Source organism: Paraburkholderia sp. AV2 (assembly GCF_054968425.1).
The window spans coordinates 59,189-72,104 of sequence record NZ_JBANLK010000022.1 but is presented as its reverse complement, the minus strand read 5'-3'; the positions used below and the strand labels follow the sequence as shown (position 1 = coordinate 72,104).

The following is a 12,916-nucleotide window of genomic DNA, read 5'->3' as shown; positions in this document are numbered from 1 at the left end:
CGGTGCGCGAGCGATTGACGCTTGCGCCTTTGAACCGTATCAAATGATTGAGTTAGGAAATACATGACGACGATTCTTCTGAAGGAAAACGAGCCGTTTGAAGTGGCCATCCGCCGCTTCCGCCGTGCAATCGAAAAGAATGGCCTGATCGCCGAGCTGCGTGAGCGTCAGTCTTACGAAAAGCCGACGGCCGTTCGCAAGCGCAAGAAGGCTGCTGCTGTGAAGCGCCTGCACAAGCGCCTGCGCAGCCAGATGCTGCCGAAGAAGCTCCACTAAGCTTCTTTCGCGCTTTTCTGCCAGACGGCGGCGCATGCTTCGCATGAAGCTGCGCCGCCGTTTGCGTTTTGCGCTGCCGCTTTTCGATTGCCGCGCTCTATTGCGGCTTCTCGGCGGCATTGGACGATTCGCCCGGTGCCCGGCGTGTTCAGGTCTTGCTTGTCGCCCGCCGCTTCTTGCCTTGAGCGGCGCATCCCGCGCGGCACATGCAGTCGCGTTCATGGTCGTTGACCATACCCACTGCCTGCATGAACGCATAGCAAATCGTCGTTCCCACGAACTTGCAGCCGTATTGCTTCAGCGCCTTGCTGAGCGCGTCCGAGACTTCGGTGGAAGCCGGCGCGTCGCGATACGACGGCCAGTCGTTCTGAATGGGCGTGTCGTCCACGAACGACCAGATGAACTTCGCGAGCGAACCGTGCTCGGCCTGAATCTGCTGCACGGCGCGCGCATTAAGTATCGCCGACTCGATCTTGGCCCGGTTGCGCACGATCGACGCGTCCTGCATGAGCGTTTCGACCTGCTTTGGCGTGAAACGCGCAACCTTCCCGATCTCGAAGCCCGCAAACGCGCGCCGGTATCCTTCGCGCTTGTTGAGGATCGTGGACCATGACAGGCCGGCCTGCGCGCCCTCCAGCACGAGCATTTCGTAGAGGTGCTGGTCGTCGCGCGAGGGCACGCCCCATTCGGTGTCGTGGTAGTGCGCGAGCGATTCGGTCGTCGCCCAGTTGCAGCGGTGTGTCACGGCTCTCTCCTTGCCTTGGGTTCCGTCCATCCAGTTCGGTCGGGCCCCGCCAGCATAGCGGATAGTGGGTGCGCCGCCACCTGGCCTTCCGGCCAATTGTGCGAATGCCCCAGACCCGTTAGTCTCTGCGGCACGATCCATCATCACCCGTCGCGCGTACGGCGCGGCGCTCATCATCATGCAGACATCGACCTGGCTCATTGGCGTGGACGGCGGCGGCACCGGCACGCGTGTCGCGCTCGGCGACGCGAACGGTGTGGAACTGGCGCGCGCCGCTGCGGGCCCGTCCGGGCTCGGCCTTGGCATCGCACGCGCCTGGGCGTCCATCGAAGCCGGATGCCGCGCCGCTTTCGAAGAAGCGGGGCTCGCGTTCGACTGGTCGCACTGCGTTCTCGGCTGCGGGCTGGCGGGCGCGAACAATCCCGACTGGCTCGCGCCGTTTCGCGGGCAGGCACCGCCGGTGGCAGGCCTCGCGGTAGAGAGCGATGCGTACACGACGCTGCTCGGCGCGCACGGCGGCGAAGCGGGGGTGGTCGTCGCACTCGGTACCGGCAGCGTAGCGGCGGTGCTCGATGCGGCGGGCGCCTGCCGCATTGCGGGCGGCTTCGGCTTTCCCTCCGGTGACGAAGCGAGTGGCGCCTGGTTCGGCCTGCGCGCCATCACCTGGGCGCAGATGGCGCTCGACGGCCGCGCGCCGTTAGACGTTTTTGCTCAGGCTTTGCTCGCGCACGCCGGTGCAACGGACCGCGACAGCCTCATCGCCTGGCTATGCGCGGCCAATCAAACCGCCTATGCGAGCCTGGCGCCGGTGGTGCTCGCCCATCGCGAGCATCCTTTCGTTGCAAAGCTGCTGGCCGAGGCGGGCGAAGCCGTCGCGCAACTCATCCTCGCGCTCGATTCCACCGCCACACTGCCGGCCGCGTTGTCGGGCGGGCTTGGCCAGCCGTTGCGCGAATGGGTGCCGCAGGCCGTGCGCGGGCGCCTTCGTGCGCCGCTGGCCGACTCTACCAGCGGTGCGCTCACGCTGGCCCGGCGCGAGGCCGCACGGCTCGCGGCGGCGGGTTGTGGCTAGTCGTAGCTAGTCACGATTGTCCAGGTAGGGCCTGATTTCGCGCACCAGCCGGCTAATTTCCCACGGCGGTTCGCGGCGCAGTGTCCGCGCGCAGATGCTACGATTTGGCGTTTCTTGTTCCGCTGTTCGCCTTTGTCCCATGTACCAGGTCATCGCAACCGATCTAGACGGCACGCTGCTCAATTCGGATCACCAGCTCGATCCTTTCACGGTTGCCACGCTCAGCCGGCTCGACGCTCAGGGTTTGCAGTTCGTCATTGCGACGGGTCGCCACTATTGCGACGTCGCGGGGATTCGCGACGTGCTGGGAATCCGCCCGTATCTGATCACCTCGAACGGCGCACGCGTGCATGCGCCCGACGACACGCTGATTCACGCCCGCAATCTGCCCGAGCCGGTCATTCAACGCCTCGTCTCGCCGGAGGTGACGGGCGAGCATGGCCGCGTCATCGTCAGCCTGTTCTCCGACGATGCCTGGCTTATCGACCGCGACGCGCCGGAACTGCTCGCCTTCCACCAGGATTCGGGCTTTGCATACCACGTCACCAACCTGCACGCGCACGACGGCGTGGGTATCGCCAAGGCGCTCTATATCGGCGATCCGGCTGACCTCGCGCACATCTCGCAACGTCTCGAAGCGGAGTTCGGCGACGCGCTCTACATCACCTATTCGCTGCCCGACTGTCTGGAGGTGATGAGCGCCGGCGTTTCGAAGGGCCGTGCGCTGAACGTCGTGCTCGATCGGCTCGGTGTGGCCGCGGCGGGGTGCGTCGCGTTCGGCGACAACATGAACGACATCGACCTGCTCGAAACAGCAGGCCATCCGTTCATGATGAACAATGCGAATCCCGATCTCATCGCCCGCCTGCCTTCCGTGCCGCGCATCGGCAACAACTTCGAGGCGGGTGTCGCGCATCATCTGCGCAAGCTCTTCGCGCTCGGCGACGAACTCGGGTCGTAAGCTCGCGCCGCCGTTACTGCGTGCCGGGCAAGGTCGCGCACGGGCAATCGTTGGAGCGGCCGTCGAGGCCCTCGCGCTCGCGCGTGAAGCGCACGCGCGGTGCGGCGCTGCTCCAGTCGATGCGCAGCACGTAGATGCTGTCGAAGTCGGCGCTTTTCCACTTCGGCACGTCGGCTGCGTCGCCGCCGTGCGCCACCACGATCTGGCGCACGAGCGTCTCGATTTCGCGGTGCTCCCAGGCAACCAGTACGGTGCGGTCGCGCCATTTCGGATCGACGAGTGCGTTGCCTAGCTTGTCGATCTGCGAGTAGCCGTACGGCGTCTCCACCGGCAGGCCGAACTGGATCGCCGTGGGCTCGATGGTTGCGAGCGGGCGCACGTAGTAGTACGGCTTGCCGCTGTCGTTCTTTTGCTCGCCCGGATCGGGCGCATAGATGGCGTCGGGCTTGCCGTATTTCGCCGCGATCACGGCCGGCAGTGCCAACGCCCGGTTCAGGCCTTTGCAGCTGAGTTGACCGAGGCCGGCCGCCGGCTTTTCGCCGTGGCGCACGAACACCAGTGTTTCGAGATTGTTCGTGGCCACCGTAGCCGCAGCCGTCGTTGCCGTCGGGGTGGAGTTGTCGGCCGCGTGCGCGCAGGCGCTCACCAGTGCGAGGCTCGACGCCATGCGAGCAAGCCAGATTCGTGAACGCTTCATGGGGCGGACCGTGAACGGTAGAGGTCGATAGGTCGCCCGATTCTAGCAGCGCGGCCGGACTGTTCCGCCCTACGCTTGCAGCGAGGCTTCGCCAGCCGTTCGTTTGGGAGCACCTGCGATAGCCGGATAAACGATGCCCGCGATGATGGCGCCCACGATCGGCGCGAGCCAGAAGAGCCAGAGTTGCGAGACGGCTTCGCCGCCGACGAACAGCGCCGGCCCCGTCGAGCGAGCGGGATTGACCGAGGTGTTGGTGACCGGGATCGAGATCAGGTGGATCAGCGTGAGGCACAGGCCGATTGCGATCGGTGCGAAGCCGGCGGGCACGCGTTCGTCGGTAGCGCCAAGAATCACGAAGAGGAAGAAGCCGGTCATCACGACTTCGCACAGGAACGCCGCCGCCATCGAATAGTGGCCCGGCGAGTGTTCGCCATAGCCGTTCGTCGCGAAGCCGCTCGCCACGAGATCGAAACCGGGTTTGCCCGTGGCGATCTGGGCCAGCACGAATGCCGCAATGATGGCGCCGACCACTTGCGCGACGATATACGGCAGCAGGTCACGCGCCGGGAACCGGCCGGCGACCGTGAGGCCCACGCTCACGGCGGGATTCAGATGGCAGCCCGAAATATGGCCGATGGCGTACGCCATGGTCAGCACGGTCAGGCCGAATGCAAGCGCCACCCCGACGAAGCCGATGCCGAGCCCGTGAACCGGGCCCGCGAAGCTGGCTGCCAGCACGGCGCTGCCGCAGCCGCCCAGCACGAGCCAGAAAGTGCCGAACATTTCGGCAATGAGTCGTTTGGATAAGTGCATCTTCTGACACCTCGAAAAGTCGATTTGAAGTAGCGGGAAAAAAGTCCGGCTTTGCCACGCGCCAGATTCTAGGCAGTCGACTGATGGGCGGGTGTGAAGAATTGTCAATTCCGATGCTATTGACCGAATTATTGCGCGCTATGGATGAGGGATTTCACAGTAGATGACAATCGCTAAATACTGGATTGTCCCGATAAAGAAGTATTAACGGCGATTGCTAATTCCCATATTTACGTCTAATCTCTTCTCGAACTGGAACGTTCGATAAAAGGGGGAAGAATGTCGCAATATTCAGAACTTAAAGCTCAGATCGCGAAGCTTCAGGCCCAGGCTGAAGATGCGCGGCGCACTGAACTCGCGGATGTGATCAACACGATCCGCGAGAAGATTGCCGAGTACGGGCTCACTGCTCAGGATCTCGGGTTCGCGGCGGGCGCCCGACGCGGACGTCCGCCCAAGAAGGCGCCGCTGCCGCCGCGTTATCAGGACCCCAAGACCGGGGCAACCTGGAGCGGGCGTGGCAAGCCGCCCAAGTGGATTGCAGGGAAGAATCGAGAGCGCTATCAGATTGCCTGACGCGCGAATTGCGACAGGAAGCAAAAGAGCCGCGTGACGCCACGCGGCTCTTTTTTAAGCGCATCCCGTAATTGCGCCAATAGCGTGCGCGCAAACGATACACAGGGTGCATTCGTCGGCTTTTATCGAAAATTTGTGCCGACCGCCGGCAGGCGGACTAACCGCCTGCGGCAACGCGACGCAGCACCGGACGGCGTTCCGCTTCGATCAGCGCCGTATAGGTATCGACGTAATTGCGGGCCATCGTATGCGAAGTGAAGCGACTTTCGAATCGCGCGCGAATCGTTTCGCGTGAAAGCGAATTGATATTTTGCAGCGCCCCGACCGCGCCTTGCACGTCTTCCACGATAAAACCCGTTACGCCCGGCTCGATCACTTCGGGTACCGATCCGCGGTTGAAGGCGATGACCGGCGTGCCGCAGGCCATGGCCTCGATCATCACGAGGCCGAACGGCTCCGACCAGTCGATCGGGAAGAGCAGGGCTTTCGCGCCCGAAAGAAATTCGGGCTTCTGCGCTTCGTCGATCTCGCCGACGAACTCGACGTGAGCCTCGGAAAGCAGCGGCTCGATTTCGGTCCTGAAGTAGTCGCGGTCCACCTTGTCCACCTTGGCGGCGATCTTCAGCGGCAGGCCGGCGAGCGCGGCGATGCGGATGGCGGAGTCCACGCGCTTTTCCGGGCAGATGCGGCCGAGGAACGCGAGGTACTCGGGCTTGCGGTCCCGTTGCGGCGTGAGCAGCCGCTCGGGCAAGCCGTGGTAGATCGTGTTCTGCCAGTTGGCCTGCTTGAGCGGTTGGCGCTGCGAATCCGAAATCGAGATCACCGGCGCTTCCGGGAACGAGTCGAACACGGGCTGCAGTTCCGGCAGGTCGAGCCGGCCATGCAGCGTGGTGACGAACGGCGTGTCCAGCGTCGAGAAGAGCGGGAACGGCAGATAGTCGAGGTGGAAGTGCAGCACGTCGAACTCGTGCGCCATGCGGCGCACGCGCTCCAGCAGCACGACGTGAGGCGCCAGTGCGTCGCGTACGGTCGGGTCGAGTCTGAGCGCGCGCGGCCAGGCCGCTTCGAGCGTCGCCGAGGTGACCGAATCGCCGCTCGCGAACAACGTCACGTCGTGACCGAGGTCGACGAGCGCTTCGGTCAGATAGGACACGACGCGTTCCGTGCCGCCGTAAAGCTTCGGCGGGACTGCTTCGTACAGAGGCGCAATTTGTGCGATTCGCATTGGTTCGATCTCCTGTCGACCCGCGTTGGTGCCGGGCACTTACGCGGGTCGCATACAAGGTTGGCAAGCACGCGTGCAATACGGATGGGCGCGCGGCACCGGGTTATCCCTGACTTCGATTATGAAGATCTGACTCGCCATGACGAGATCTTTTTCAATCGCTTAAGCGTTGTTACAGCGGGAAACATGCGTGTACCGGGACTTCTCGGCCCGCGCACCGGGTCGGGATGGCGGGCATGCGCAAACGGCGTGCCTGCCGCGGCGCGGCGAACACGGACGTATTACAGGGAAATGAAAACATCTTATAATTCGGGCGCGACGAGGTTGCCTATGCGAAATGCATAGTAAATCCGCTCGCCCCTCCTTCCATCCCTCCGTTGTCAGAAAAATTCCTACACGGTTGCGAGGCAATGTCCTGCAAATCGTCGCGGTGTCCGTCCAATTTCCAGTTGCGCCCGGCCTGGCCACAATGCGGTGATGACCACAAAACGGGTCGTTCGCCCAGATTCGCCACAGTTTTCTGGATGCGACCGAGCAAACGTTTCCGTAACCGGCCTGACCAGCCGATTCGAATTCGGGGGAATCCATGAGCGCGACGACGCATAGCGACATGCTCAGCGAGATCAAGGAAGTGAACCTGTCGTACCTGTTGCTCGCGCAACGCCTGCTGCGCGACGACAAATCGACGGGCATGTTCCGCATGGGGATCTCGGAGCAGCTCGCCGAGGTCCTCGCCAATCTGACACTGGCGCAAACCGTCCGGCTCGCCGCCTCGAACCAGGTGCTGTGCCGCTTCCGGTTCGACGATCACGCCATCCTCAGCGCGCTGGCCGACAAGGGCAAGTCCGCGCAAACGCATACCGCCATCCTGATGGCGGGCCAGCCCGTCGCACAGGTCGACTGACACGGCCGCTGCCCTGCCGCGCCCCGCGCGCGCAGCTCGCGGCGACTTTACCCATGCCCGGTCCGCGCGCCGGGCGGGATCATTTCCGGCAACGATCGGGGGGCTATGGCAACAAAGAGCGTGGTGCACGAGGTCAAGGAGATCGCGCTGGCGATCGAACTGATCGAGCTAGGCGCACGGCTGCAACTGCTCGAAGCGGAAACCTCGCTCTCGCGCGACCGGTTGATCCGGCTTTACAAGGAAGTGAAGGGGGAGTCGCCGCCGAAGGGCATGCTGCCGTTCTCGACGGACTGGTTCATGACCTGGCAGCCCAACATCCACTCCTCGCTGTTCTACAACACGTTTCTGTTCATGAGCCGGCAGGCGCGCTGCCAGAGCGTCCATGCGATCGTGAAGAGCTACCGGCTCTATCTCGAGCATCTGCAACTGCAGGGCGAAGAGCCCGCGCTCAGTCTCACGCGCGCCTGGACGCTCGTGCGCTATTTCGCCTCAGGCCTTCTGCAGCTCACGCCGTGCAGTCGTTGCGGGGGCCACTTCGTCGCGCATGCGCACGACCCGCAGCGCGGCTTCGTCTGCGGGCTGTGCCAGCCGCCATCGCGCGCGGGCCGCACCCGCCGCAGCAGCGAAGCCGTAGCGGCGGCGGGCTGAGCGGTGGCTTCGGCGGTTTCGGCGGCTCGCCGGCCTGGCCAACCATCGCCGTCTCTTGCGATCGAGCCCCGAATGCGGGGCGCCGTCACGGCGCTTCGCCCCAACCCAGGCGCTCCCCTGGGCAGGCCCCCCAATCCCAAAGTTTTCCAGACCGATGCCGTAAACCAGCTAAGGACGCGGGCCGATGGCGGCTCGCGGCACTTTTAGTGAGGACCCAGCCGTGCTGATTTTCGTGGGAGTACTCGTGACGATTCTGTCCGTCTTCGGCGGTTATGCGCTCGAAGGCGGCCATCTCGGGGCCATGATGCAGCCGATGGAACTGCTGATGATCGGCGGTGCGGGCCTCGGCGCGTTCATCCTCGGCAACGGCATCAAGACGATCAAGTCGACCCTGCGCGTCGTCCCGACGCTCTTCAAGGGCTCGAAATACAACAAGGACGTGTACATGGAGCTGCTCGCGCTCCTCTACGTCCTGCTCGCGAAGGCGCGCAAGGAAGGCACGCTCACGCTCGAGGCCGACATCGACGATCCGATGAAGAGCCCGCTTTTCACACAGTATCCGAAGATTCTCGCCGACAAGCACATCGTCGAATTCCTCACCGATTACCTGCGCCTCATGGTGGGCGGCAACATGAACGCTTTCGAGATCGAAAGCCTCATGGACGAGGAAATCGAAACGCATCACCACGAGGGCGAGGCCCCCGCGCATGCGCTCTCCAAGGTGGGCGACGCGATGCCGGCGTTCGGCATCGTGGCCGCCGTGATGGGCGTCGTCCACACCATGGCCTCGGCCGACAAGCCGCCCGCGATTCTCGGCGAGATGATCGCCCAGGCGCTCGTCGGCACGTTCCTCGGGATTCTGCTGTCGTACGGTCTCATCAGCCCGCTCGCGAGCGTCGCGGAACAGCGCGTGGCCGAATCGACCAAGATGTTCCAGTGCATCAAGGTGACGATCCTCGCGAGCCTGAACGGCTATGCGCCCGCCATCGCCGTGGAGTTCGGCCGCAAGGTGCTGTTCTCGACCGAGCGTCCGTCGTTCTCCGAGCTCGAAGAGCACGTGCGCCGCGTGAAGGCGAAGTAAGGCACCGGCAAGGAACGCGCGATGAGCAAGGACAAGGACCGCACGATCGTCGTCAAGAAGGCCGCGCCTGCGAAGGGCGGCCATCACGGCGGTGCGTGGAAGCTCGCCTACGCGGACTTCATGACCGCGATGATGGCGTTCTTCCTGCTGATGTGGCTCCTCTCCTCGGCGTCCACGACGCAGTTGCACGGCATTGCCGAGTATTTCAACCAGCCGCTCAAGGTCACGCTCTGGGGCGGCGACCGCAGCTCGACGGACTCGAGCATCGTGAAGGGCGGCGGGCGCGACATCTCCACCGACCAGGACGGCGTCACGCGCCAGACCGACGGCTCCACCGCGCGTGCCGAGCACACCGCCTCGAAGAACGAAGATGACTCGATGAAGCAGTTGAAGGGCTCGCTCGAGCGTCAGGAGCAGGCGCGCCTGCACGATCTGCAGATCAAGCTGATGGCGGCGATCGAGGCGAACCCGGTGCTGCGCCAGTACAAGCAGCAGATCCGCATCGATTCGACGCTCACGGGCCTGCGCATCGAGATCGTGGATTCGCAGAAGCGCCCGATGTTCGCGACCGCACGCGACGTGGTCGAGCCGTACATGCGCGACATCCTGCAGGCCATCGGCAGTACGCTCAACGGCGTGCCGAACCGCATCATCGTGCAGGGCCATACCGACGCCGTGCCGTACGCCGGCGGCGAGAAGGGCTACAGCAACTGGGAGCTTTCGGCCGACCGCGCGAACGCGTCGCGCCGCGAGCTGATCGCGGGCGGCATGGACGAAGCGAAGGTGATGCGCGTGATCGGCCTCGCGTCGACGCAGAACCTGAACAAGGAAGATCCGCTCGACCCGGAGAACCGGCGCATCAGCATCATCGTGCTGAACAAGAAGTCGGAAGACGCGCTGATGCACGACGACTCGACCACCACGACGCTGTCCGACGACGCGGCCGGTTCGGGCAAGCCGCTCTTGCCGATGCTGGCGCCGGGCACGGCGACACCGGCGAAGCTGCCGCCGGCCGGCGTGAGCGCGCCGGTGCGGATCACGCCCGTGGCGGCGTCGGTGGGGGGGACGGGCCCGGCGCAGACAACGCAGACGGCGCACTAAAGACGCGGCGGCAACAGAAACAGCGCGAGAGAGGAGCGGATGATCAGGAACATTCTGGCGATCGACGATTCGGCGTCCATGCGGGAGATCCTGCAGGCGGCGCTGGGCGGGGCGGGTTACGAAGTGACACTGGCGAACGACGGCGAAGACGGGCTGGAGCATGCGCTCGCGCAGTGCTTCGACCTCGTGCTTACCGACCTTCACATGCCGCGCATGAGCGGGCTGGATCTGATCCGCAAGCTGCGCGCGAATCCTTCGTACCTCGAAACGCCCATCCTCGTGCTGACCACGGAATCGGACGAAACCTTCAAGGTGGCCCTGCGCGACGCTGGCGCGACGGGCTGGCTGGAAAAACCGGTGGACCCGGAGCTGCTCGTCGATCTGACGAGCGCGCTAGGCGAAGCGCGCGCTTGACGTACGCATGACACGGCAGCATCGGCACCCAAACAGGCAAATATCGCGGTGACAGAGGCATGACACTCGACATCACTCAGTTCTACCAGACGTTTTTCGACGAAGCGGACGAGCTGCTCGCGCAGATGGAGCAGCTTCTGCTGAATCTGAACGTCGGCCGTCCCGATCCCGAGGATCTCGCGGCGATCTTTCGCGCGGCGCATTCGATCAAGGGCGGCGCGGCGACGTTCGGCTTTACGGCGCTGACCGAAACCACGCACATCCTCGAATCGCTGCTCGACCGCGCGCGCAACAACGAACTCGTGCTGCGCAAGGACATGATCGACACGTTCCTCGAAACGAAGGACGTGCTGTCGGGCCAGTTGGCCGACTACCGCGCGAGCGCCGAGCCCGATGCGGCCGTCGCGGCGGCCATGCGCGCCAAGCTGGAGCAGCTCTACGCGGAAAGCCGCGGCCTGGCGGCGCCCGTACCCGCTCCCGCGCCGGCCCCCGTGGCGGCGCCCGCGCCTGTCGCGGCAAGCGCGGCCGAGCCCGACTCCGAGGCCGACCTCGAAGCCGCCTTCGAAGCGAACCTGCCCTCGGCCCGGGCCGCGGCTTCGGGCGCGCCGGAGCACGTCGTCGACGAGGCCATCGCGGCCGCGCCGGGACAAGACGCAAGCAATGCAAACGGCGTGGGCGGAGCAGGCGGCGCGGCGGAAGGGCCGCATCTGCGCATCACGCTGCGTCGCGTCGATGCGAAGGATCAGGATCTGCTGCTCGAAGAGCTCGGCAACCTGGGCCGCGTGCTGGGCCAGGTGAAGACCGGCGACGACATCACGCTCTGGCTCGAAACCGACGTGCCGTCGGACGACATCATCGCCGTGTGCTGCTTCGTGATCGACGAAAGCCAGATCTCGATCGGCCGTGGCGCGGCGCCGCAAGGCGGGGCCGAAGCCGCGCCGGCCGCGGTGCAGCCCGCACCGATGGTCGAGGCCGCTCCGCCTGCGCCACCCGCACCGGCCCCGGTTGCCGCAGCAGCGCCGGCTCCGGCGGCTGTCGCTCCCATCGCGCCCGTCCCCGAAGCGCCTCCGGCCGTTGCCGCAACGCCGCCGCAAGCCCATGCCCCGGCCGCGGAGACCGAACGCAAGCAGCGCCCGGCGGCCGCGGCCGCCGCGGGCGAAGGCAGCTCGATTCGCGTGGGCGTGGAGAAGGTGGACCAGCTGATCAACCTCGTGGGCGAGCTCGTCATCACCCAGGCCATGCTCGCGGAAACCACGAGCACGTTCGATCCCGCGCTGCATGACCGCCTCTTCAACGGCATGGCGCAGCTCGAGCGCAACGCCCGCGACCTGCAGGAATCGGTGATGTCCATCCGCATGATGCCGATGGACTACGTGTTCAGCCGCTTCCCGCGTCTTGTGCGCGACCTCGCCGCGAAGCTCGGCAAGGAAGTGGAGCTCGTGACGTTCGGTCAGGCCACCGAGCTCGACAAGAGCCTCATCGAACGCATCATCGACCCGCTCACGCACCTCGTGCGCAACTCGCTCGACCACGGCATCGAAACCGTGGAAGCGCGCCGCGCCGCAGGCAAGGACGCCACGGGCCAGCTCGTGCTGTCCGCCGCGCACCACGGCGGCAACATCGTCATTGAAGTGAGCGACGACGGCGCGGGCCTGCGCCGCGACAAGATTCTCGCGAAGGCGGCCAAGCAGGGCATGCAGGTCAGCGACAGCATGACCGACGACGAAGTGTGGAACCTCATCTTCCTGCCGGGCTTCTCGACTGCCGAGCAGGTGACCGACGTCTCGGGCCGCGGCGTGGGCATGGACGTGGTGAAGCGCAACATCCAGGCGATGGGCGGCCACGTGGAGATCACTTCGCACGCGGGCAAAGGCAGCACGACCCGTATCGTGCTGCCGCTCACGCTGGCGATTCTCGACGGCATGTCGGTGAAGGTCGGCAACGAGGTGTTCATCCTGCCGCTGAACTTCGTGATGGAGTCGCTGCAGCCGCGCCACGAAGACATCTACACGGTCACCAACGGCGACCGCGTGGTGCGCGTGCGCGGCGAATACCTGCCGCTCGTCGCGCTGCACGGCGCGTTCAACGTGGAAGGCGCGCGCACGGACCCGACGCAGGGCATCGTCACCATCATGGAAACCGAAGGACGACGCTTCGCCATGCTGATCGACGAGCTGGTCGGCCAGCAGCAGGTGGTGGTGAAGAATCTCGAAACGAACTATCGCAAGGTGCACGGCATTTCGGCGGCGACCATCCTGGGCGACGGCAGCGTCGCGCTGATCGTCGACGTGGCCGCGCTGAACCGCGAAACGCGCGCAACGCATGGCGTCGCCTCGAGCGCGAGCCATGCGGCGGGCGCCTTCGCCGAATTCGCATGACCGCATGACCGTATGAAGCTCAAGC

General features: G+C 65.0%; 14 protein-coding genes. 10 read left to right on the top strand and 4 right to left on the bottom strand.

Features of this window, described 5'->3' with window-relative positions:
- Nucleotides 1–63 precede the first annotated feature (63 nt).
- The gene (gene rpsU / locus V8683_RS16950; RefSeq protein ID WP_006401410.1) at nt 64–276 is read left to right on the top strand and encodes a 30S ribosomal protein S21; all 213 of its coding nucleotides are present in this window, start codon (nt 64–66) and stop codon (nt 274–276) included.
- Nucleotides 277–424: 148 nt separating this feature from the next.
- Here rpsU and V8683_RS16945 read toward each other — a convergent pair whose 3' ends face one another.
- A complete protein-coding gene (locus V8683_RS16945; RefSeq protein ID WP_411188125.1) occupies nt 425–1,021 on the bottom strand; it encodes a DNA-3-methyladenine glycosylase I in 597 nt (198 codons plus the stop codon).
- A gap of 178 nt (nt 1,022–1,199) precedes the next feature.
- On the opposite strand from V8683_RS16945, the gene V8683_RS16940 reads away from it, so the two are divergent.
- Together V8683_RS16940 and V8683_RS16935 are read left to right on the top strand one after the other, a co-directional pair.
- Nucleotides 1,200–2,093 carry a glucosamine kinase nucleotide-binding domain-containing protein gene (locus tag V8683_RS16940; RefSeq protein ID WP_411188127.1) on the top strand — a complete coding sequence of 298 codons (894 nt, stop codon included), beginning with the start codon at nt 1,200–1,202 and terminating at the stop codon, nt 2,091–2,093.
- Nucleotides 2,094–2,232: 139 nt separating this feature from the next.
- The gene (locus V8683_RS16935) at nt 2,233–3,054 is read left to right on the top strand and encodes a Cof-type HAD-IIB family hydrolase (protein WP_411188129.1); all 822 of its coding nucleotides are present in this window, start codon (nt 2,233–2,235) and stop codon (nt 3,052–3,054) included.
- 13 nt (nt 3,055–3,067) lie between these two features.
- On the opposite strand, the gene V8683_RS16930 is transcribed toward V8683_RS16935, so the two are convergent.
- Nucleotides 3,068–3,751, bottom strand: coding sequence for a histidine phosphatase family protein (locus tag V8683_RS16930; protein WP_411188131.1), 684 nt, complete (start codon nt 3,749–3,751; stop codon nt 3,068–3,070).
- A 69-nt stretch (nt 3,752–3,820) separates the two neighbouring features.
- Nucleotides 3,821–4,564 (bottom strand): aquaporin Z, encoded by a 744-nt coding sequence (gene aqpZ, locus V8683_RS16925; RefSeq protein WP_411188133.1) that lies wholly within the window; start codon nt 4,562–4,564, stop codon nt 3,821–3,823.
- A gap of 279 nt (nt 4,565–4,843) precedes the next feature.
- Here aqpZ and V8683_RS16920 point away from each other — a divergent pair, with 279 nt between their 5' ends.
- Nucleotides 4,844–5,140, top strand: coding sequence for an H-NS histone family protein (locus V8683_RS16920; protein WP_411188135.1), 297 nt, complete (start codon nt 4,844–4,846; stop codon nt 5,138–5,140).
- A gap of 157 nt (nt 5,141–5,297) precedes the next feature.
- Here V8683_RS16920 and V8683_RS16915 read toward each other — a convergent pair whose 3' ends face one another.
- Nucleotides 5,298–6,365, bottom strand: coding sequence for a glycosyltransferase family 4 protein (locus tag V8683_RS16915; protein WP_411188137.1), 1,068 nt, complete (start codon nt 6,363–6,365; stop codon nt 5,298–5,300).
- A gap of 586 nt (nt 6,366–6,951) precedes the next feature.
- Here V8683_RS16915 and flhD point away from each other — a divergent pair.
- From flhD to cheA, 6 genes are all read left to right on the top strand, one after another.
- A complete protein-coding gene (flhD, locus tag V8683_RS16910; protein WP_411188139.1) occupies nt 6,952–7,269 on the top strand; it encodes a flagellar transcriptional regulator FlhD in 318 nt (105 codons plus the stop codon).
- 105 nt (nt 7,270–7,374) lie between these two features.
- On the top strand, nt 7,375–7,917 hold the full coding sequence (gene flhC, locus V8683_RS16905) for a flagellar transcriptional regulator FlhC (protein ID WP_411188141.1): 543 nt from the start codon (nt 7,375–7,377) through the stop codon (nt 7,915–7,917).
- Between the two features lie 220 nt (nt 7,918–8,137).
- Complete coding sequence (gene motA, locus V8683_RS16900) at nt 8,138–8,998, top strand: flagellar motor stator protein MotA (protein ID WP_027793026.1); 861 nt, start codon at nt 8,138–8,140, stop codon at nt 8,996–8,998.
- Nucleotides 8,999–9,019: 21 nt separating this feature from the next.
- A complete protein-coding gene (motB, locus tag V8683_RS16895; protein ID WP_411188143.1) occupies nt 9,020–10,099 on the top strand; it encodes a flagellar motor protein MotB in 1,080 nt (359 codons plus the stop codon).
- A gap of 39 nt (nt 10,100–10,138) precedes the next feature.
- Nucleotides 10,139–10,513 carry a response regulator gene (locus V8683_RS16890; protein WP_411188145.1) on the top strand — a complete coding sequence of 125 codons (375 nt, stop codon included), beginning with the start codon at nt 10,139–10,141 and terminating at the stop codon, nt 10,511–10,513.
- A 59-nt stretch (nt 10,514–10,572) separates the two neighbouring features.
- A complete protein-coding gene (cheA, locus tag V8683_RS16885) occupies nt 10,573–12,891 on the top strand; it encodes a chemotaxis protein CheA (protein WP_411188147.1) in 2,319 nt (772 codons plus the stop codon).
- Nucleotides 12,892–12,916: the final 25 nt, after the last annotated feature.